Origin of the sequence: Bradyrhizobium sp. Bra78, assembly GCF_024519855.1 — a bacterium.
Taxonomy (GTDB): Bacteria; Pseudomonadota; Alphaproteobacteria; order Rhizobiales; family Xanthobacteraceae; genus Bradyrhizobium; species Bradyrhizobium japonicum_G.
In genome coordinates this window covers 219,768-240,185 of sequence record NZ_JALJRE010000003.1, presented here as the reverse complement: position 1 = coordinate 240,185, position 20,418 = coordinate 219,768, and the positions used below count along the sequence as shown (strand labels likewise).

17 protein-coding genes are annotated in these 20,418 nt (G+C 65.5%); 12 read left to right on the top strand and 5 right to left on the bottom strand.

Annotated features, from left to right (window positions below; translation table 11 throughout):
* Positions 1-2 precede the first annotated feature (2 nt).
* The 4 genes from OC450_RS08575 to OC450_RS08560 form a co-directional block, all read right to left on the bottom strand.
* On the bottom strand, positions 3-1,049 hold the full coding sequence (locus OC450_RS08575) for an ABC transporter substrate-binding protein (RefSeq protein WP_262047668.1): 1,047 nt from the start codon (positions 1,047-1,049) through the stop codon (positions 3-5).
* Between the two features lie 30 nt (positions 1,050-1,079).
* A complete protein-coding gene (locus tag OC450_RS08570) occupies positions 1,080-2,174 on the bottom strand; it encodes an ABC transporter ATP-binding protein (RefSeq protein ID WP_211383088.1) in 1,095 nt (364 codons plus the stop codon).
* A gap of 107 nt (positions 2,175-2,281) precedes the next feature.
* The gene (locus OC450_RS08565) at positions 2,282-3,034 is read right to left on the bottom strand and encodes an aspartate/glutamate racemase family protein (RefSeq protein ID WP_211383089.1); all 753 of its coding nucleotides are present in this window, start codon (positions 3,032-3,034) and stop codon (positions 2,282-2,284) included.
* Positions 3,031-3,747, bottom strand: a complete 717-nt coding sequence (locus OC450_RS08560; protein ID WP_211383090.1) for a GntR family transcriptional regulator — start codon at positions 3,745-3,747, stop codon at positions 3,031-3,033. The genes OC450_RS08565 and OC450_RS08560 overlap by 4 nt, the downstream gene beginning before the upstream one ends.
* 199 nt (positions 3,748-3,946) lie before the next feature.
* Between OC450_RS08560 and OC450_RS08555 the strand changes: the two genes are divergently transcribed.
* The 7 genes from OC450_RS08555 to OC450_RS08525 all read left to right on the top strand — a co-directional run bounded on the left by OC450_RS08555 (position 3,947) and on the right by OC450_RS08525 (position 13,326).
* Positions 3,947-4,687, top strand: coding sequence for an aspartate/glutamate racemase family protein (locus OC450_RS08555; RefSeq protein ID WP_211383091.1), 741 nt, complete (start codon positions 3,947-3,949; stop codon positions 4,685-4,687).
* A 26-nt stretch (positions 4,688-4,713) separates the two neighbouring features.
* Positions 4,714-6,123, top strand: a complete 1,410-nt coding sequence (hydA, locus tag OC450_RS08550; RefSeq protein WP_262047826.1) for a dihydropyrimidinase — start codon at positions 4,714-4,716, stop codon at positions 6,121-6,123.
* Between the two features lie 556 nt (positions 6,124-6,679).
* The gene (locus OC450_RS08545) at positions 6,680-8,689 is read left to right on the top strand and encodes a hydantoinase/oxoprolinase family protein (RefSeq protein ID WP_262047667.1); all 2,010 of its coding nucleotides are present in this window, start codon (positions 6,680-6,682) and stop codon (positions 8,687-8,689) included.
* A complete protein-coding gene (locus OC450_RS08540; RefSeq protein ID WP_262047666.1) occupies positions 8,686-10,266 on the top strand; it encodes a hydantoinase B/oxoprolinase family protein in 1,581 nt (526 codons plus the stop codon). Before OC450_RS08545 ends, OC450_RS08540 begins: the two co-directional genes overlap by 4 nt.
* 10 nt (positions 10,267-10,276) lie before the next feature.
* Entirely contained in the window at positions 10,277-11,572 is a 1,296-nt protein-coding gene (locus OC450_RS08535; RefSeq protein WP_211383094.1) for an aminotransferase class III-fold pyridoxal phosphate-dependent enzyme, read from the top strand.
* A gap of 147 nt (positions 11,573-11,719) precedes the next feature.
* Positions 11,720-12,652: an N-carbamoyl-D-amino-acid hydrolase gene (locus tag OC450_RS08530; RefSeq protein ID WP_262047665.1), complete on the top strand. Its 933-nt coding sequence runs from the start codon at positions 11,720-11,722 to the stop codon at positions 12,650-12,652.
* A gap of 5 nt (positions 12,653-12,657) precedes the next feature.
* Entirely contained in the window at positions 12,658-13,326 is a 669-nt protein-coding gene (locus tag OC450_RS08525) for a flavin reductase family protein (protein ID WP_211383096.1), read from the top strand.
* Here OC450_RS08525 and OC450_RS08520 read toward each other — a convergent pair.
* Positions 13,323-13,985, bottom strand: coding sequence for an aspartate/glutamate racemase family protein (locus OC450_RS08520; protein ID WP_211383097.1), 663 nt, complete (start codon positions 13,983-13,985; stop codon positions 13,323-13,325). The two genes, OC450_RS08525 and OC450_RS08520, sit on opposite strands and share 4 nt — an antisense overlap.
* A gap of 56 nt (positions 13,986-14,041) precedes the next feature.
* On the opposite strand from OC450_RS08520, the gene hydA (OC450_RS08515) reads away from it, so the two are divergent.
* The 5 genes from hydA (OC450_RS08515) (at position 14,042) to OC450_RS08495 (ending at position 20,413) form a co-directional block, all read left to right on the top strand.
* Positions 14,042-15,511 (top strand): dihydropyrimidinase, encoded by a 1,470-nt coding sequence (gene hydA / locus OC450_RS08515; RefSeq protein ID WP_262047664.1) that lies wholly within the window; start codon positions 14,042-14,044, stop codon positions 15,509-15,511.
* A gap of 16 nt (positions 15,512-15,527) precedes the next feature.
* Complete coding sequence (locus OC450_RS08510) at positions 15,528-16,502, top strand: NAD-dependent epimerase/dehydratase family protein (protein ID WP_262047663.1); 975 nt, start codon at positions 15,528-15,530, stop codon at positions 16,500-16,502.
* Between the two features lies 1 nt (position 16,503).
* Entirely contained in the window at positions 16,504-17,253 is a 750-nt protein-coding gene (locus OC450_RS08505; protein ID WP_262047662.1) for an SDR family oxidoreductase, read from the top strand.
* Positions 17,250-18,686 carry an NAD(P)-binding domain-containing protein gene (locus OC450_RS08500; RefSeq protein ID WP_211383101.1) on the top strand — a complete coding sequence of 479 codons (1,437 nt, stop codon included), beginning with the start codon at positions 17,250-17,252 and terminating at the stop codon, positions 18,684-18,686. Before OC450_RS08505 ends, OC450_RS08500 begins: the two co-directional genes overlap by 4 nt.
* Before the next feature lie 107 nt (positions 18,687-18,793).
* Positions 18,794-20,413 (top strand): ABC transporter substrate-binding protein, encoded by a 1,620-nt coding sequence (locus OC450_RS08495; RefSeq protein ID WP_256806262.1) that lies wholly within the window; start codon positions 18,794-18,796, stop codon positions 20,411-20,413.
* Positions 20,414-20,418 lie beyond the last annotated feature (5 nt).

Sequence of the window (20,418 nt, the reverse complement as noted above, 5' to 3'; positions counted from 1 at the left end):
CGCTAGATCTTGATCTCGCGGTTGAAACGCTCGATCCAGGCCGAGCGCTGCTCGTTGATCTTTTTCCAGTCCTGGAACACGAACTTCTGCTTCAGCTCGGCGGTATCCTTGGCCAGCACGCGCGCGATCTCGCCGCCCATCTTGACCTTCGAGTTGGTCGGCACGATCAGATAAGGCGGGTTCATCAGCGTGGTCTGCACCTCCGGCGTCAGCGACGCTTCGATCAGCTTGAACGCGAGTTCGCGGTTGGGCGAGTTCTTGACGATGTGGATCGTGGTCTTGAAGGCGATGGCACCTTCCTTCGGCGCCACGAACTCGACCGGCACGCCGCGCGCTTTCAGGATCTGGATCGCGTTGAAATTGCCGGGCGAGATGTCGATCTGGCCCTGCTGGAACAGGGTCGCGAGCGCGCCGGGATTGGCGGCCACGGCGGCGAGATTGGGCTTCAACTCCTCCAGCGCCTTGAAGCCCGGATCGACATTGGCCTCGGAGCCGCCGCGCATCTTGGCGATCTCGACCAGCCAGCCGGTGCCGAGCGTCGAGTTCAGATTGGTGATGCCGACGCGGCCCTTGAACTCGGATTTCCACAGATCGGCCCAGGAGGTCGGCGGCGTCTTGATCGTTTCGGGATTGTAGGTGAGGCCGACGACCTGGAAGAACGGGGCGGGGCCCATCGGCTCCTGCGCCTCGGCGATCAGGTCCTTGTAATAGGCGCTCTTCTCGACCGGGTACGGCTCGACCAGATCCTGGCCGATCGCGACAAGCGCCGGACCGGGATCGTGCAGCATGACGTCGATCGGCGGATTGGCCTTGGCAGCATTGACCTTCGCGATCTGGTCGACCGACAGCATCGGATCGAGCACGATCGCCGCGTCGGCGCTGGCTTTGCGGAACGCCGGCACCAGCACGGCCTTGTGCGCTTCCTCCCAGCTTCCGGTGAAGGTTGCAAACACCAGTGGGCGGGCCTGGGCGTAGCTCAGCCCGGGAAACGCCTTCATGGCGCCGAGGGTGAGTGCGGTCGTCATCAGGCTTCGGCGGTTCATGATCATGTTCGAACTCCCTTTGGACAAAGACTGGATCTAAAGCGTTGCAGGAAAGGCGTTGGCGAGCGACGGGGCGAGCGGTGCGAGGCGCACCGCGGCGCCGCTCTCCAGCGCGCGCGTCTCGCCGATACGCGCCTGGGAAACTTTGACGCCGGAGCCGTCGGCGGTGGTGACCTCGTGGACGACGGTGGCCCCTAGCGGCAGCGACATGCCGACCACGCCGGCAAAGCCGGTCTCGTCGCCGACGAATTGCAGATGCTCGGGCCGGATACAGACGGTGACGCGGCCGCCTTCGGTCAGGGCGCCGCCCGCTGGCCGCGCGATGATCTCCGCGCCGGCGTCGAGGCGCACCTTTGCAGCGGTTCGGTCTGCCGATACCACAACGCCGGGCATCCGGTTGCTGGCGCCGACAAAGGTGTTCACAAACAGCGTCTGCGGACGATCATAGACGTCCGATGGCGACCCGAACTGCTCGAGCTTGCCATGGCTGAGCACGGCGACGCGGTCGGCCATCGACAACGCCTCTTCCTGGTCGTGCGTCACGATCAACGTCGTGATCCCGGAGACGCGCTGCAACCGCTTGACCTCGATCTGCATGTCGAGCCGCAGGTTCTTGTCGAGCGCAGCAAAGGGCTCGTCGAGCAGCAGGATCGACGGCTTGATCGCGAGCGCGCGGGCGAGTGCGACACGCTGCTGCTGGCCACCGGAAAGCTGCCGCGGCAGCCGCTCCGACATTGTCGGCAATTGCACCAGCTCAAGCAGGCGCTGGGCCTCGCGCTGGCGCGTCGCCTTGTCGACACCGCGGGCGGCGAGGCCGTAGCCGACGTTCTCGCTGATCGAGAGATGTGGAAACAGTGCGTAGTTCTGGAACACGATGCCGACGGCGCGGCGGTTCGGCGGCAGTGCGTCGACGATGTCGTCGCCGATGATGATCCGCCCCTGGCTCTGCGCGATGAAGCCGGCGATGATCCGCAGCAGGGTGGTCTTGCCGCAGCCGGAGGGGCCGAGTAGCGCAATGATCTCGCCGCCCTTGATGTCGAGATTGATGTTCTCGACGGCAAGCGCGCCGCTCGGATAGCGGTGGGTCACCGCGTCGACGACGAGCGAACGGCCGCCTTGCGTTTCAGCCATGGTGTTGCCTCCCGTTCTCCTCGGAGAGAAAGCAAGTCTCGTGCCCTGGTCTGCCGCCAGCCGTGCAACTGAAAACCGATCCTACCGCTCGCATCGTCAGACCCTTCTCACTGGTTGTCGCGATGCTCGAGCCGGGCGGCGAGCACCTCGGCCAGGCCAATGGTCGGTTTGGCAGCAGGCCTTCGGAACGTCCCCGCGGTGGCCTTGCGCAGGCGCAGCGCAACCAGCGCCTCGGCCTGCTTCACTGAGGCCGCCACTTGATCAACCACAGGGACGGGGACCCGGTGGGCGACGCGCTCGGCGAGACCCGAAAGCGGGGCGCCCGCGAAGATCAGAACGTCGGCCTCGTCCTCGACGATCGCACGTTGCGCGAGCTCGACGAGCACATCCTCCTTTTCGGTGCCGACCTCGGAGATCGCTTGGAACGGCGTATCGAGCATGCGGATACCGGCGCAGCGCTCCCACAGCCCGTGGGCGCGGACGCATTCCTCGTACCAGGGCCCAAGGGCCTGTGCGAAAGTGACGATGGCAAAGCGGCGCCCGGCCATGCACGCCGTCAGCATCGCCGCTTCTGCCATGCCGACCACGGGAATGTCGAAGGTCTCGCGTGCGGCGAACAGGCCTGGGTCGCCAAAGGCTGCGATAATCGCAGCGTCGACGTTCCGCTGCTGCTCGGCCAGCATCTCCAGCGCGATCGCGCCGCCGATCTGGGCCTCGGTGCGCGTCGAGATATAGGGCACACCGCGCGTCGCGGTGCAGGGGATCAGCTCGGTGCCGGGGGACGCCGCGCGCTGTCCGACGCCCGTCATCAGCCGGGTGACCTCGGTGCTGGTGTTCGGGTTGAGCAGCAGAAGCTTCATGATTGCGACGCCGTCCGCCTGGGTTGGGATTTGGCGAGGACTTCGAGCAGCGCCGTGCCGGTGCGTGCGACATGAGCGCCGAGCAGGCGGCCGGCCGCCTCGCCGTCGCGCGCCTCGAGCGCGGCAAGAATACCGGCGTGCTCGTCGACGGAATTGCTCCAGCGGCGGTCGGCACCGAGTGCGAGGTAGCGCGCGCGCTCGGCGCGGGAGATCAGCGTCTCATGCGCCTCGCGTAGCGGCGTGTTGCGGGCCATACGGACGATGGTGTTGTGGATCTCGCCATTGATGGCGAAGTAGTCGTCGAGCTTGCCGTTACGGTGATGACCCTCCATCCGGGTCTGAAGCGTGCGCAAGCGGGCAAGATCGCGCTCGGTGGCGCGCTCCGCGGCGAGCTCTGCGGCAAGTCGCTCGATGCCGGCCAGCGCCTCGAACAATTCCGAGATCCCGCCGACCGCGATATCGGCGATGCGCGGGCTGCGGTTGGGACGGAGCTCGATCAATCCTTCGGCGGCGAGCACCTTTATCGCTTCGCGCAAGGGGGTGCGCGACACGCCGAGCGACTTCGACAGCTTGGTCTCCTGGGTCTGCGATCCCGGCGGCAACTCGCCGCGAATGATCATCGTCCGCATCCGCGTGGCGGCACGCTCGTGCAAGCCCATCCGCTTGAGTTTGGGCGACTTTCGTCCCGGGTTTGGTTCGGATTTCTGCTGCACGCCGGACTTCCTGCCTGCGCATGATCCTATCCACTCCCAGCCAAATACGATGCCCAAATTGGCGACGTATGTGGCTCAAAACAAATGCATATCGAACAAATTGTATGCAGCATGCAGATTGCGGCTTGCGTAGCGCGATGCCGGCAAGGATGATCTTTCGAGGGGGCAATCGCGCCCCGCAATGGAGCGTCCGTGATCGATGTCAGTCCTGCGCAAGCGTCTCGGCATGATCACGCCGTCTTCCAATTCGGTGCTGGAGCCGGTCACCAGCGCCATGCTTCACGGCGTCGACGGCGTTACCGCACATTTCTCCCGTTTCCGCGTCACCGAGATCGCGCTCGACGCGGCAGCGCTGAGTCAGTTCGATGCATCGGTGATGCTGCCCGCCGCTGACCTTCTCGCCGATGCCAGGGTCGACGCCATCGCCTGGAACGGTACGTCGGCAAGCTGGCTCGGCATCGGCCGCGACAGGAGCCTTTGCGAGGCGATCACGGCGCGCACCGGCGTGCCGGCGACAACCTCGACGCTCGCCTGCATCGACGCCGCCCGCGCGGTTCGAGCCGAACGCGTCGCGCTCGTCTCGCCCTATACGGATGACGTGCAGCGGCGCATCGCCGACGTCTGGGCACGGGAGGGTATCGCGCCACACGTCGAGCGACACCTCGGCCTGCGCGACAATTTCTCGTTCGGCGAGGTCGCGCCCGCGACGATCGCGGACATGATCCGTGCGGTGGCGGCGGAGGGTGCCGACGCCGTCGTCATCCTCTGCACCAATCTGGACGGCGCAGCGCTTGCGGCCTCGCTCGAGCAGGAGCTGAATATCGTTGTGCTCGACTCCGTTGCAGTCACGCTGTGGCGAAGCCTCGGCCTCGCCGGTGGCGACATCGCGGCCCTTGCGCCGTGGGGACGGATATTCCAGACAATGCCGATCATCAAATGACGGAGACGCACGTGCTTCAAGGTCAAGTGACGCAGCTCGATCTCGCCATTCGCGGCGGCACCATCGTAACGGCCAGCGACGAGTTTCGCGCCGATATCGGCATCCGCGACGGCCAGATCGTTGCCATCGCCGACAGCATCGAGGGCGCGGCGCGCGAGATCGACGCGACGGGCCTGCTGGCGCTGCCGGGCGGGATCGACAGCCACGTCCACATCTCGCAAGCCTCAGGCCCCGACGTGGTGATGGCCGACGATTTTGCCTCGGCGACGCGCGCGGCGGCAGCCGGCGGCAACACAATGGTGCTGCCCTTCGCGCTCCAGGAGAAGGGCACCTCGCTGCGGACCTGCGTCGAGAACTACCGCAAGCTTGCCGAGAGCGAGTGCTATATCGACACCGCGTTCCACCTCATCATCTCCGATCCGACCGCGGTCGTGCTCGGGCAGGAGCTGCCGGCTCTCGTCAAGGACGGCTACACCTCGTTCAAGGTTTTCATGACCTATGACGACCTCGTGCTCAGCGACAAGCAGTTGCTGGAGGTGTTCGACGTCGCGCGCCGCGAGGAGGCGCTGGTCATGGTCCATTGCGAGGGCTATGACGCCATCCGTTTCCTCACCGCCAAGCTCGAACGCGAAGGCCATATCGCGCCCTATTATCACGGCACCTCGCGCCCCCAGGCCGTCGAGCGCGAGGCGACGCATCGGGCCATCAGCCATGCCGAGGTGATCGGCGTCCCCATCATGATCGTGCACGTCTCCGGGCGAGAGGCCATGGAGCAGGTGCGCTGGGCCCAGCAGCGCGGATTGCCGGTCCATGCGGAGACCTGCCCGCAATACATCACGCTCACGGCCGACGACATGAAGGGCCTGAACATGGACATCACGGGCGCGAAGTATGTCTGCTCGCCGCCGCCGCGCGATGCCGAGAGCCAGCAGGCGATCTGGGAAGGCATCACATCAGGCGTTTTCCAGACCTTTTCGTCCGACCATTGCCCGTTCCGCTACGACGATCCCAAGGGCAAGCTGACGCCGAATTCCCGCACCTCGTTTCGCTGGGTGCCGAACGGCATTCCCGGTGTCGAGACGCGGCTGCCGATCCTGTTCTCGGAAGGCGTCTCGAAGGGACGGATCAGCTTGCAGAAATTCGTCGAGCTGACCGCGACCAACCATGCGCGCATCTACGGCCTTTATCCGCGCAAGGGCTCGATCGGCGTCGGCTTCGATGCGGATATCGTGCTGTGGGATCCCAGGCTGACCAGGCCGATCCGGCAGGTCGACCTGCATCACGGCGCGGACTATACGCCCTGGGAAGGGTTTGACGTCACCGGCTGGCCCGTCACCACGATCGCGCGCGGGCGCGTCGTGTACGAGCAGGGCAAGATCGTGGGCGACAAAGGGGCGGGCCGGGTGCTCAGCCGCGGCAAGTCCAGCCTGGTGTGATGCGCCACGAAGGTGCGCGGCCACTGCTCGCGACAATCGCAGCCGGCATTGGCGGCAACGCACCATGCGACCCTCCACGTCGCATCTTATTGTTCGTACAATAAAGAGAGGCTGAGCCGACCGTCGTGCATAGCTCATAGGCATTCGGATGGTCCGCAGCGCCGGTTGATCGCCTGCAAATTAGACAGTCGATCTCGGGCACTCGGATTGCAATGCAGCAGGCTCGCGGGTTTCGTGCAGAAAAACCCGTGGTGCGCTGCACTTTTCTCGCGTGGGACGGTTAGCGTTTGCCTGCTCTTTGCGCGAGCAGCACTGCACCAAAATGGGCAGCGGATGCCGCGGCGCGACGGCGTCGGTCACGCGCTGGAGTGGCGGATTGCGACAACTCCGGCCCTTTCCCGAGCCCGTGGCTCTGTCGCACCCTCGCAGACAGTGGCATGAGAAGGGATGCAAGATGAGCGCTCCCGGTTTGGCATTGGACTCGGCATTGAACTTGGCGACGGACGGGAAGGACCCGGCGTCCGGTTCGGACGTCATCCGTGACTGACCCTTGGACATGAGCACTGACGAAAATCGCTGGGAAGTCGGCACCGATATCGGTGGCACCTTCACCGACATCATCGCGATCCGGCGCGATACCGCTGAGGCGCGGATTGCGAAAGTGCCGTCGCGCCCGCAGGCGCCGGTCCAGGCGATGCTGGAAGCGATCGAAGCGGTGGGGCTGCGCAAGAGCGAGGTCAAGCGCTTCGTCCACGGCACCACGCGCGTGACCAACGCGATCGTCGAGGGCCGGCTGCCGAAGGTGGCGCTGGTCGCGACCGAAGGATTTGCCGACGTGCTGGAGATCGCGCGCTATCGCCGCCGCGATCTCTATCGTCTCGACGTGCCGCCGAAATCGCCGCCGCTGGTGCCGCCTGAACGATGTTTTGGGCTTGTCGAGCGTCTCGATCACGAGGGCGGGGTGCTGAAGGCGCTGGATGAAACGGAAATCCGGCGTCTGGTGGCCTGGCTGAAGCAGACCGGCGTCCAGAGTGTCGCGGTCGCTCTGCTTCACGCCTATGCCAATCCCATCCACGAAAAAATCCTCGGCGAACGCCTCAAGGACGTCGTTGCCCACGTCTCGCTGTCGCACGAGGTCAATCCCGAGGCGCGCGAATACGAGCGCACGTCGGCAACCGTGTTCAATGCGGCTGCGATGCCGATCGCTGTAGAATATCTCAGCGAGCTCGAGCAGCGCCTGCCGATCGGGCTTGGCCTGCAGGTGTTTCATTCGGCCGGCGCCATGATCCCGATCTCCGCCGTGAAGCGGCGGCCGCTGGTGATGGCGATGTCCGGCCCGGCGGCCGGCGTCTCGGCCTCCGTCAGCATCGCGCGCCAGCTCGGCACGTCGCGCATGCTGACTTTCGACATGGGCGGCACGACGACGGACGTGTGCCTGATCGTCGACGGCCAGGCCGAAATGACCGACGGCCGCATGCTCGGCGACAAGCCGTTGCGCCAGCCGATGCTCGCGGTTCATTCCATCGGGGCGGGTGGCGGCTCGATCGTGCGCAATGGTCCGGGTGGCCTGACGGTCGGGCCGGAAAGCGCCGGCTCCGAGCCGGGACCGGCCTGCTACGGCCGCGGCGGCACCGAACCTACGATCACCGACGCCAATGCCGTGCTCGGCTACCTCAATCCCGAGACGAAGCTCGGCGACCGGATCGGGATCGATATCAAGGCTGCTGCTGACGTCATTGATCCCATTGCGCGCGCATTGGGACTGAGCCTGACCGAAACCGCGCTCGGCATCGTCAAGGTCGCGAACGCGACAATGGCCCGCGCGCTCCGCCGCGTCACCGTCGAGCGCGGAATCGACGGGCGCGACTGCATGCTGCTCGCCTTCGGCGGCGGCGGTCCGATGCACGCTGCGGGTCTTGCCGATCTCTACGGGATTGCAGAGGTCGTCGTGCCGAGCGCCTCGAGTGCGTTCTCGGCGCTGGGTTGTCTCACCGCCGACTTCAGCTTCCTCCAGCAGCAGACACTCCGCGCGGCGCTGGACGGCATCGATCTCGCCCGCGCGTCGGAGCGCATCGACACGCTGATCGAAGATGCCTCGGCGCCGCTGATCGCCAATGGCATCGCCAAGGCTGAAATCCAGATCGAGCTGTTGGCCTTGATGCGCTACGCGGCGCAGAATGACGCCATTCCGGTGTCGTTCGCCTTACCGCTGGATGTGGCCAGGCTGAAGAAGGACTTCCTGGCGCGGCATCGCGAGCTCTTCGGCTATGCGACGAGCGAGAGTTGCGTCATCGAATCCGTGCGGGTGCAAGCGCGCCGCCCGTCCACGACCGTGGTGAGCCGGCCGGCGACCGCCGTCAGGGCGGTGTCCAGCGGTCGCCGCGTTTGCTCGTTCGAAGGCTTCCACGACATCGCAACAGCCATCATCGACCGCGCCTCGTTGACCGACATCGTCGGCGGTCCGGCCATCATCGAAGATGCGTGGTCGACGGTGGTGGTGCCGCCGGGTTGGCAGGCGAGGCCGGACGTTTCAGGCAATCTGTTCCTGACGCGGAGGGCGGCATGAAGCTCGATCCTTTCGTCGTCGAGGTCATCCGCCACGGTCTTTCCGCCGCGGCCGAGGAGATGAGCCTGGTGATGACGCGGTCGGCGCGCTCGCCGCTGCTGCGCGAGGCCGGCGACCTGTCGTCGGCGATCACGGACGGCCGCGGCGATCTGGTCGGGCAGGGCCGCGACATCCCGATCCATCTCGGCGCGATGGCCTATACGGTTCCCGAACTGCTGAAAGTGGTGCCGCGCGATAGCCTGAACGACGGTGACGCGCTGATCTACAATGTCGGCGCGCTCGGCGGCAATCATCTCAACGACGTCAAGGTCGTGCGGCCCGTCTTCGTCGACGGCGAGATCGTGGCGTTCGCCGTCAGCCTTGCTCACTGGCCCGATATCGGCGGCACCTGGCCCGGCAGCTATTTCGCAAGGGCCATCGACACCTTCCAGGAAGCGATGCGGATTCCGCCGGTGCTGATCGCAACTTCCGCCGGCGTCAACACACCGATCGTGCAGTTGCTCAAGGCAAACGTCCGCGATCCCGAATCCTGCGAGGGCGACCTTCTCGCCCAGATCGCGGCGACCAAGGCCGGCGAGAAGCGTATCGTCGAGCTTTGCCGCGAGCACGGCAAGGCGGTCTTCATGGCGACGCAGTTGCGCCTGCACGATCTCTCCGAAATCGAGATGCGCGAGGCGTTGCGCGACCTGCCGGACGGTGTTTACGAAGGCGAGGACCATCTCGACGACGGCAGCGAGAACAATGCGCCGGCGCGGATCCACGTGAAAATCACCATCGCGGGTGACGAGGCGACCTTCGACCTCTCCGAAAGCTGCGACCGCGTCTCCAATTTCTGCAATACGACGCCGTTCATGGCGCGCTCGGCGGTGGCCTATGCCGCGCGCATCATGAGCGGGCGCGATATGCACCAGAACGCCGGCGCGCTACGGCCACTGACCATCATCACGCGCCCGGGCTCGATCCTGGAGCCGGGCTGGGCCGCGTCCGTCGCCGCCGGCAACCACGAGACCTCCATGCGCATCGTCGATGCGATCTTTCGCGCCATGCAGCACACCATTCCAGAGCGCCTGTCGGCGGGCGGGGCGACCACGGCGGGCGTGCTGTTCTTCGCCGAACCGCGCCAAAACGGCTCGTGGAAGATGCTCTACGAGGTTCACGGCGGCGGCGAGGGCGCGCGGCACGATCGGGCCGGTATCTCGGCCACCCGGGTGCATCTGTCCAACACCTCGAACACGCCGGTCGAAGTCATCGAGGCGAACTACGCCATCCGCCTCGAGCAGCAGGCCATTCGCCGGCATTCCGGCGGCGCCGGCGCGCATCGCGGTGGCGACGGTGTCGTTCGCACCTATCGTATCCTTGCCCCCTCGATGCATCTGACCACCTGCATCGAGCGCATGGTGATTCCTCCGTTCGGCATGCAGGGCGGCGAACCCGGCAAGGCCTGTCGGATCTCGTTGATCAGGCAGGGCGGAAACGTTCCGATCGACGGCAAGTCGAACCTGGTGTTGCAGCAGGGCGATCTCGTCACGGTCGAGACTTGCGGCGGCGGTGGTTACGGCGCCGTGGCCGCGGAATGAAGGGATTGCGATGAGCAGATTGCTGCGAACCGGGCTGAATGCGGGCGACAGCGCACCCATGGCTGTGATCGGCGGCGAGGGCGTGTACTTTCATCTCGCTGACGGCCGCAAGCTCATTGACGGCAGCAACACCGGCGGCGGCCTCGGCCATCGCCATCCCGCGATGGTGGAGGCGATCCGCCGCGCGGCGGATACGCCGGTCGTCAACGAAGGCTGGACCTGGGTCGGCCGCGAGCAGGCCGCCGACGACCTGATGGCCACTGCCTTCAACGGCGAACAGGATTGGGTCGGCGCGGTGCGCTTCTGCATCAGCGGCAGCGAGGCCAACGACATGGCGCTGTCGCTCTGCCAGGCTCTCACACAGCGCTCGGCGCTGGCGACACGCGAGCGCGCCTATCACGGTATCACCGGCCTGTCTCGCAGCATGACGGTGCAGCCGCAATGGCATGGCGGGCTCGCGGTGCACTCAGGCGGCTCGAAGCTGCCGGCGCCGATGGCGCCCGTGCGGGTTCTCCCGGCGCCGGATGGCGCGATCTATGGTGGGCCGGCCAACAACGCCCCGCCCAGCGAATATCTGGCAGACGCCACGCGCGTGCTCTCGGACACCGCAGCAACGATCATCGACTACACGCAGGGCGGCATCTATTACGATGGCGCCTATCAGGATGAAGTGGCCCGCTGTGCGCGCCAGGCTGGCTCGTACTGGATCGCCGACGAAGTGGTGACCGGCGCCGGCCGTGCCGGCCGCTGGTTCGCGTTCCAGGGAGCCCAAAGCCGTCCCGACATCGTGACACTCGGAAAATCGCTTGGCGGTGGTGCAGCTGCCGTCGCTGCGGTCGTGGTGTCGAAGGCGATCGTCCAGCGGCTCGAGGGCTCCAGCTGGCAGAATTACGGCACACTGCGCGGCCATCCGATCAGCATGGCTGCTGTCAGCGCCTATCTGAAGGTCGTCTCTGACGAAAACATTCTGGAGCACGTGCAGACGCTCGAAAGGCTTTTTACCCGCCGCCTGCTCGCGATCGCGGAAAAGCATCCGAGCGTGCGGCGTGTGGCGGGGCAGGGGCTGCACTGGACGGTGGAACTGCACGGCCCGGATTGGCGCTCCTGGCGTGCCGACACGAGCGAGGTGCCGATCGCCTCGCGCGTCGCGGAGCGCGCCCTGGAGGCCGGCGCGGTGATCGGAACCAGCGGCGAGCAGACTTCGCTGTTCCTGGCGCCGCCGCTTGTCATCTCCGCGCGCGAGGCCGAACTGCTGCTCGACGCGCTCGACCACGGCCTCGATATTGCCGACAAGGAGCACGGGTGAGCGCGGATCACGCGAGGCACGCACTGCCGCCCCGAAGGGGGCGACTGGCAATGCCCGGCGGGGCTGCGCTAAGCTGCCGGCGCCGGACAATCACTGAAGCCGTGGCTTCCCCCAAGAAATCACCAAGAGATCACCAGGAATTCGCTGATGCGCATCGTTAATGTTGCCGCCGCCCAGATGGGCCCGATCCAGAAGGCCGACAGCCGCGAGGCCGTGGTCAAGCGCATGATTGCGTTGATGGACGAAGCCAAGGCGAAGGGCGCCGACCTGATCGTCTATCCGGAGCTTGCGCTCACGACTTTCTTCCCGCGCTGGTATGCGGAGGACCGGGCTGAATTCGACATCTGGTTCGAGCGCGAGATGCCGAGCGCTGCGACGAAGCCGTTGTTCGAACGAGCCGCGCGCCACCAGATGGCGATGAATTTCGGCTATGCGGAGCTGACGCCGGACGGCCATCATTTCAACACCGCGATCCTGACCGACAAGTCGGGCAATATCGTCGGCAAATATCGCAAGGTCCATCTGCCGGGTCATGTGGGGTACGACACCAAGCGCTCGCACCAGCATCTGGAGAAGCGTTATTTCGAGCCGGGCGACCTCGGCTTCAAAGTCTGGCGCGAACTCGGCGGCATCATCGGCATGGCCATCTGCAACGACCGGCGCTGGCCCGAGACCTACCGTGTGATGGGCCTGCAGGGCGTCGAGATGGTGCTGATCGGTTACAACACGCCGTCCGTCAACGCGGAGAAGAGCGAAGAGGGCGTCGAGAAGCGCCTGTTTCACAACCGCCTGTCGGTACAGGCCGGTGCTTACCAGAACGCGACCTGGGTCGTCGCGGTGGGTAAGGCCGGTGTCGAGGATGGGCACCCGCTGTTCGGCGGCAGTCTGATTGTCGATCCCAACGGCGAGATCGTCGCGGAGGCCAAGACCGAGGGCGACGAGGTTCTGGTTCACGCTTGCGACCTCGACGCCACCGCCTTCGGCAAGACCACGATCTTCGATTTCGCCCGGCATCGCCGCATCGAGCATTACGGCCTGATCACCAGCCAGACCGGCGCAGTGCCGCCGCCGGAGAAGTGACACTGATGGCTGGCCATACCGCACCGGGCATATCCTTGCACGAGCTCGATCCGCGCGACCGCTACAAGCTGCTTTGCGGCGTGGTGGTGCCGCGGCCGATCGCGCTGGTGACGACGCTGGACGAGAACGGGGCGGTCAACGCCGCGCCGTTCAGCTTCTTCAATGTCTTCTCGGAGAGCCCGGCGCTGATCGTGCTCGGGCTCCAGCACAAGCCGGATCACAGCCCGAAGGACACGACCCGCAACATCCATCGCGACGGCGAGTTCGTGGTGCACATGGTGGACGAGGCGCTGTCAGCGTCGATGAACGACTGCGCGATCGATTTTCCCTCCGGCGACAGCGAGGTCGTAGCGACGGGGCTGGCCACGCTTCCCTCCGTCGACGTGAAAGTGCCGCGTCTGGCCGCAGCACCGTTCGCGCTGGAATGCCGGCGGCATGTCGTGCTGAATTTTTCGCCCGACCGCGAGCTGCTGGTCGGTGAGGTGCTCAGGGTTCACGCCCGCGAGGGCCTCGTCGATGAAGCCAACATGTATGTCGATCTAGACGCCTACCGGCCGATCGGCCGCATGTTCGGCAATCTCTACACGACGCAGCGGGACACGTTTGCGCTTGTCCGCGAGAGCCATGCGCAATGGCTCGCGCGGCAGGACGCCAAAGAGCTGAAGGACGCCTAGTGAGCCGAGAACTGCACCGTACCCAGCGCCATGGTAACGGCCGCCTGTGTCGGGTCGATCACGGGAATGCCAAGGGCGTCTTCCAGCGGCCGGCGATGGCGTGCCATGCCGGCGCAGCCCATCACGATGGCGCGGGCGCCGTCCTCGTCGCGCAGCGCACGGCCGATGTCGATCATCCTGGCGAGTGTACCTTCGCCCGAGGCGCTTTCCGCAACGCTCATGTTGAGCGGCCGTTCGCCGGCGAGGCGGTCGGTCAGCCCCATCTGCCTGAGGTAGCGCATGTGACGCGGGATCGAGCGCTGCGCAATCGCGATGACGCCAAATGTCTCGGCGCGGGCGAGCGCCGTCAGCACGCCGCACTCGGCGATCCCGAACACGGGCCTATCGGTGCCTTCGCGGCAGACCTGCAGCCCGGGATCGCTGTAGCAGGCGATGACGAAGGCGGCCGAGCTGTTGTCGCCTTCGACCAGCCGGCGCAGCGGCATCGCGACGCCGTCGACATCCGCCTGGCTTTCAATGCCGAACGGACCCTCGGCCAGCGTCTGGCAGACCAGTTCCGGACCGCCCTCAAAACCGAGCGGCTTCAGCGCGTCCTCCAGCCCTTGGGTCACGGCAGGGTTGGAGTTCGGATTGATGACGAGAATGCGCGGCCGGGGCATGACGGTCTTCCTGCAAAATTTCGATTACTTGCCTCGAGCCTATCATGGAGTGCCTCATGACTAAACCCGCTTACGACCTGATCATTCGCGGTGGGCGCGTCGCGACGACGACCGACGTGTTCGAAGCCGACGTCGCCATCTCCGGCGAGACCATCGCGGCGATCGGCCGCGGGCTTCCAGAAGCCAAGCGTGAGATCGACGCCCGGGGCAAGCTGGTGCTGCCCGGCGGCGTCGACAGCCACGCCCATATCGAGCAATTGTCCGCGGCCGGCATCATGAATGCCGACACATTCGAGAGCGCGACCGTCTCTGCCGCTTTCGGCGGCACGACCACGGTGATCCCCTTCGCGGCCCAGCATGTCGGCATGAAGCTGCCGCAAGTGGTCGAGGATTATCACGCGCTGGCCAAGAAGGGCGCGGTGATCGACTACGCCTTACACATGATCATTGCTGATGCGACCAGGGAGACGGTCGAGGAGCACATTCCGGCGCTAGTGAAGCAGGGTCATGCGTCGATCAAGATTTTCATGACTTACGACCGGCTCAAGGTCGATGACGAGCCGCTGCTCGACATCCTGCTTGCCGCGCGGCAGTCCGGCGCGATGTTGTGCGCCCATGCCGAGAACCACGGCATCATCGCCTGGATGGTGAAACGCCTGCTCGCGCGCGGCTACACGATGCCGAAGTACCATGCCGTCAGCCACGCCCGCGTGTCGGAGGCGGAAGCCTTCACCCGGCTGATCGGCATGGCAGCGCTGATCGACCAGCCCATCATGATCTTCCACGTCTCGACCGCCGAAGGCGCCAAGGTGATCCGCGACTCGCGCGGGCAGGGATTGAAGGTCTTCGCCGAGACCTGTCCGCAATATCTGTTCCTCACCGCAAATGATCTCGACAAGCCCGGCGCGGAGGGCGCCAAGTGGATGTGCAGCCCGCCGCCGCGGACACATTCCGACCAGGAGGCGCTGTGGCAGGCGCTGTCGCTCGGCGATCTCCAGACCATCTCGTCGGATCACGCGCCGTATCGTTTCGACGAGACCGGCAAGCTGCGCGCCGGGCCAAACCCGAACTTCAAGCAGGTCGCCAACGGCCTGCCGGGACTGGAGTTGCGGCTGCCGCTGCTGTTCGATGCCATGGTGTCGAAGGGACGGCTCGGCCTCGAAAAGTTCGTCGAGCTGACGTCGACGGCGCCGGCCAAGATCTACAATCTGCATCCGCGCAAGGGTTCGATCGCGGTGGGCGCCGATGCCGATATCGCGATCTGGGATCCCAACCGCGAGGTCGTGATCGCCGACGAGATGATGCACGATCTCGCCGGCTACACGCCGTTCGCAGGCCGCAAGCTGAAGGGCTGGCCGGTGTCGGTACTCTCGCGCGGCCGGGTGATCATCGACGGCAACAAGTGCCTCGCGGATGCCGGCAGCGGCAAGTTCCTCGCGCGCAGCGGCGGCGAGGCGGCCAGGCCGACCGGACGGCTCGTCGCCGATATGGATCCCGAGCGGAATTTTGGAGCGAAACTGCTGTGACTGTGGATCGCTCGCGATGAAGATCGTCATCTTCGGCGGCACCGGGTTTGTCGGCCTCAATGTTGCGGAGGCGCTGCTCGCGCGCGGCCACGACGTGACGCTGCATGACCGCGCGGAGTTGCCGCCATCCGTGCGGCGATCTCTTGCCGACTACGGTGCGCGGCTTAAAGCCGTGCAAGGTGATATCACCGATGCGGCAACCATCGATGCTCTCATCGCCGAAGGCGTCGATGCGATCGTGCTCGGCGCGGCGATCACCGCCGGCGATGACCTGGAGAGAGCGTCGACCGCCCGCGTTCTCGAAATCAATGTGATGGCGCAGATCCCCATCCTGCTCTCCGCGATCCGCCATGGCGTGCGCCGCGTCGTCAATCTGTCGTCGGCATCGGCCTACGGCGCTGCGGGCGCACGGGTCGATGTTCTGTACGAGGAAACGCCCTGCGATCCGGTCTCGTTCTACGCCATCAGCAAGTTCACCTCGGAGCGATCCGTCGCGCGCCATGCCGAACTCTTTGGCGGCGATTTCCTGAGCGTGCGCTTAAGCGCCTTGTTCGGTCCGTGGGAGCGACCGAGCTCCGTACGGGACACGCCAAGCCTCCAGTTCCAGATTCTGGTCGCGTTCGCGCGTGGCGGGCCGGCGGTGATGCCTGAACCGGGCATGAGAGACTGGATCTACGCTCCGGATGCCGCGGAAGCCGTGGCGATGCTGATCGAAGCCGAACGGCCGCGCCATCGGCTCTATAACATCTCCAGTGGCGAACTATGGCCGGCCCTGCAATGGGGCGAGGCCTTTGCAGCGCTCCATCCCGGCCTGGAGTGCCGGCTCGCGGCGCCCGGAGAGAAGACGGTCATCAAGCCGCATGGACCATATCGCGCGCCGCTGTCGGTGAAGCGGATGGCGGATGAGTTCGGCTGGCGCTCGCGGTCCGGCTGCGCCGAGTCCGCGGCGGCGATGAGCGCCTGGCTGAAGCAGCATAAGGAGTGGATCTGACATGCGGCTGCAAGGGCGCACGGCCGTCATCACCGGAGCGGGCTCGGGCATCGGCCGCGCCAGCGCAAAGCTGTTCGCGGAGGAGGGCGCGCGTCTTGCCCTGGTCGATCGCGATGCCGAGGGCTTGCAGGACACGCTGCGCCTCGTCGGCGAGGCGACGACGCATGTCGGCGACGTCGGCGATGCCGGTTTCGCCGGGAGCGTTGTCGGCGATGTCGTGGCCCGGCATGCACGGCTCGATATCCTCATGACCGCGGCAGGCTTCTCCTGTGGCGGCACGGTGCTGACGACGAGCGTGGAGGACTGGGACGCGGTGTTTCGCACCAATGTCGGCGGCACCTGGCTGTGGGCGCGCGCCGCCGTGCCGCAGATGCAGCGGCAGAAGAGCGGCTCGATCATCACTCTGGCGTCGCAACTGGCCTTGGCCGGCGGCAAGGGCAACAGCGCCTACATCGCCGCCAAGGGCGCGATCGTCAGCCTCACGCGCACGATGGCGGTGGACTTCGCCACCGACGGCATCCGCGTCAATGCGATCGCACCCGGCGCGATCGATACGCCGATGCTTCGCCGCAGCTTTGCCCGTCACGCCGATCCGGACGCGGTGCGCGAGGCCTCGCGCACCCGCCACGCCATGAAGCGGTTTGGCGAGGCTGAAGAGATCGCGCAGACGGCGCTGCATCTCGCCAGCGATGCGTCCTCGTTCACGACCGGCACCGTGATGGTGGTCGACGGAGGCTGGCTCGCGGCATGAGTGACGGGCTGACAGATCTCGAGGCGGATGTTCGCGCCGATCTCGCCAGGATCGCGCATCCCGGTGCTGCCTGGCTCGAACCGAAGATAGGACCGGACGGCAAGCCGGCGCTGGACGTGCTCGTCGTCGGCGCCGGCCAGTCGGGTATCGCCATCGGCTTCGGCCTGATGCGCTCTCGCGTCAGCAACATCCTGCTGCTGGACAAGGCCGAGGAAGGGAAGGAGGGTCCGTGGCTCACCTATGCCCGCATGCCGACGCTGCGCAGCCCGAAGGATTACACCGGGCCGGACCTCGATATTCCGAGTCTCACCTACCAGTCCTGGCACGAGGCCCGCTTCGGCAAGGAGAGCTGGCAGGCGCTGAACCTGATCCTGAGGGAGCATTGGGCGGAGTATCTGCTATGGCTGCGGCGGACGATTGGCTTGCCCGTGCGCAATGGAAGCGAGCTTCTCGAGATTGCACCCGCATCCGACGGCCTGCTCGCCGCGCGCGTGAAACGTGGCGATGCCATCGAGACACTCTACGCCCGCAAGATCGTGCTGGCGACAGGGCAGGAGGGCATGGGCGACTGGATGATTCCGGATCCGCTCCGCCATCTGCCGGCCGGTTTGGTCGCAACCGTGGCAGACGACATCGATTTCGAAAACCTCCGCGGCAAGCGCGTTGCCGTCATCGGCGCCGGCGCATCGGCGTTCGACAATGCGGCGACTGCGCTCGAAGCCGGCGCTGCGGAAGTGCACCTGCTGTGCCGCCGCGCGCAGATCCAGGTGATCCAGCCCTATCGCTGGCTGACCTTTCGCGGCTTTCTGCGTCATCTCAGCGATCTCGATGATGCCTGGCGCTGGCGTTTCATGCGCACCATCCTCGAGATGCGCGAAGGCTTTCCGCAGCCGACATATGATCGCTGCGCCCGTCATGCCAATTTCACATTGCATGAAGGCGCGCCGCTGGAATCCGCGCGTCAGATGGCTGGCGGCATCGAATTGCAGACGCCGCGGAGCGCCATCACGGCGGATTTCGTCATCTGCGGCACCGGCATCGACATGAACTTTGCCGGGCGCGGCGAGCTACGTGCATTCGCAGCCAATATCGCGACCTGGGCCGATCGTTACCAGCCGCCGGAGCGCGAGCGCAACGCGCGGCTCGGCCGCTTTCCCTATCTCGCCGACGATTACGCCTTCACCGAGCGCGTGCCGGGCCAAACGCCGTGGATTGCCGACATCCATCTTTTCGCCATCGCCTCCACCATGAGCTTCGGCCCGTCGGGATCGTCGATCAACGCGATGACGACGGCTGTACCAAAGCTCGTCAATGGCCTGACGCGTGGCCTGTTCCGCGGCGATATCGCGCGTCACTGGGCCTCGCTCTGCGCCTATGACGTGCCGCAGGCCGTGGTCACGCGGCCGGCGCGAAAAATGGGGGAATCCACATGATTGTCCATGCTCCACCGCGACGAAGCGTCCTTTCGGGACTGGCGCGCAACTTGCTTGTTTCTAAACCTGCCTTGCGGGCGTTCTTGTCGAAATTCAGGGAAAAACCAATGCGTCTAGTGTCTTTCAGGCCGGCGGCCTGCCTTGCCGCCACCGCAGCACTGCTGCTCGTTGCTAACGCGCCAGCGCAGGCTCAAACCAGGGCGGAGACTTTGCGCTACGTCACCGGTGCATCGGTCAACACGCTCGATCCCAACATCCCCGGCTCGACCCGCGAGTCCTTTGCGCTGAGCATGAGCACCTACGACCGGCTGGTGGCGTTCGGCCGCAAGGAGCTCAACGGCAAATGGGTGTTCGATCTCGACAAGATCACCGGCGAGCTCGCCGAATCCTACGACGTCAGCCCCGACGGACTTAAGCTGACGTTCCGCCTGCGCAAGGACGCCAAGTTCCAGGATGGCTCGCCGGTCACGGCCGACGACGTGAAATGGTCGCTCGATCGCTGTGTCACCGCGCCTATTCTCGGCAAGGCGCAGCTCCTGACGGGTTCGCTGACGTCGGCCGACCAGTTCAAGGTGATCGATCCCCTCACCATCGAGGTGACGCTGCCCAAGCCGGACAAGCTCGCGCTGCCGAATCTGGCCACCGTCTATCCCATGATCATCAACTCGAAGCTGGCGAAGGAGCACGCGACCGCGGATGATCCCTGGGCGACCGCCTGGCTCAAGGAGCACACCGCAGGCAGCGGCGCCTATGTGATCGAGACCTTCAAGCCGGGCGAGCAGGTGATCGTCAAGCGCAACGAGGACTGGAATCGCGGCTCGCCCGGCAAGCCGGCGTTCTTCAAGCGCGTGATCATACAATCGGTGCCGGAGCCCGCGACCCGCGCCAATCTGGTCGAGCGCGGCGATGCCGACCTCGTCGTCGATCTCCAGGCCAGCGATGTGCAGTCGCTCGAGGCCAAGGGCAAGCTCAAGGTGATCTCGACGCCGCAATACAATTCGATCACCTTCGTCTCGATGAACAACCAGATGCCGCCCTTCGACAACGTCAATGTCCGCCGCGCAATCGCTTTCGCGCTGCCCTATGACGACATGTTCAAGGCCGCGCTGTTCGGCCGCGGCGCGCCGCTGTTCGGCGCGAGCTGGCCGGACGGCAAGCCGGCGAACGGCATCTATCCGTTCCAGGCGCCGCTGAAGACAGATCTCGACAAGGCCCGCGAATATCTCAAGGCCGCCGGTCTTCCCGAAGGTTTTTCGACCACCTTCAGCTTCAATGTCGGCCAGGCCTCGACCGCGGAGCCAATGGCTTCGCTGGTGAAGGAATCGCTCGCCAAGATCGGGATCAAGGTCGACATCCAGAAGCTGCCGGACGCGCAGATGTCGACGCAGATCAACGAGAAGAAGCTGCCCTTCTTTACCGAGGGCATCGTCGCCTGGCTGCCGTCGACCGACTATTTCTACCGCAACTTCTACACCGGCAATCAGCGCTGGAACTACAGCTCGATCAACAATCCCGAGCTGGCCGCGATCGCGCAGGAGGCCCGCTTCGAGCCGGACAAGGCCAAGTACGAGGAGGATGGCCGCAAGCTCAATGCCATCCACTTCAGCGAGATGCCGCAGATCCCGCTCTGGCAGCCCAACCAGGATGCGGTCATGGCTTCGTCGATCGAAGGCTACACCTACGAATTCCATCGTCAGGTCGACTACCGCGATGTCAGCCGCAAGTGACATCC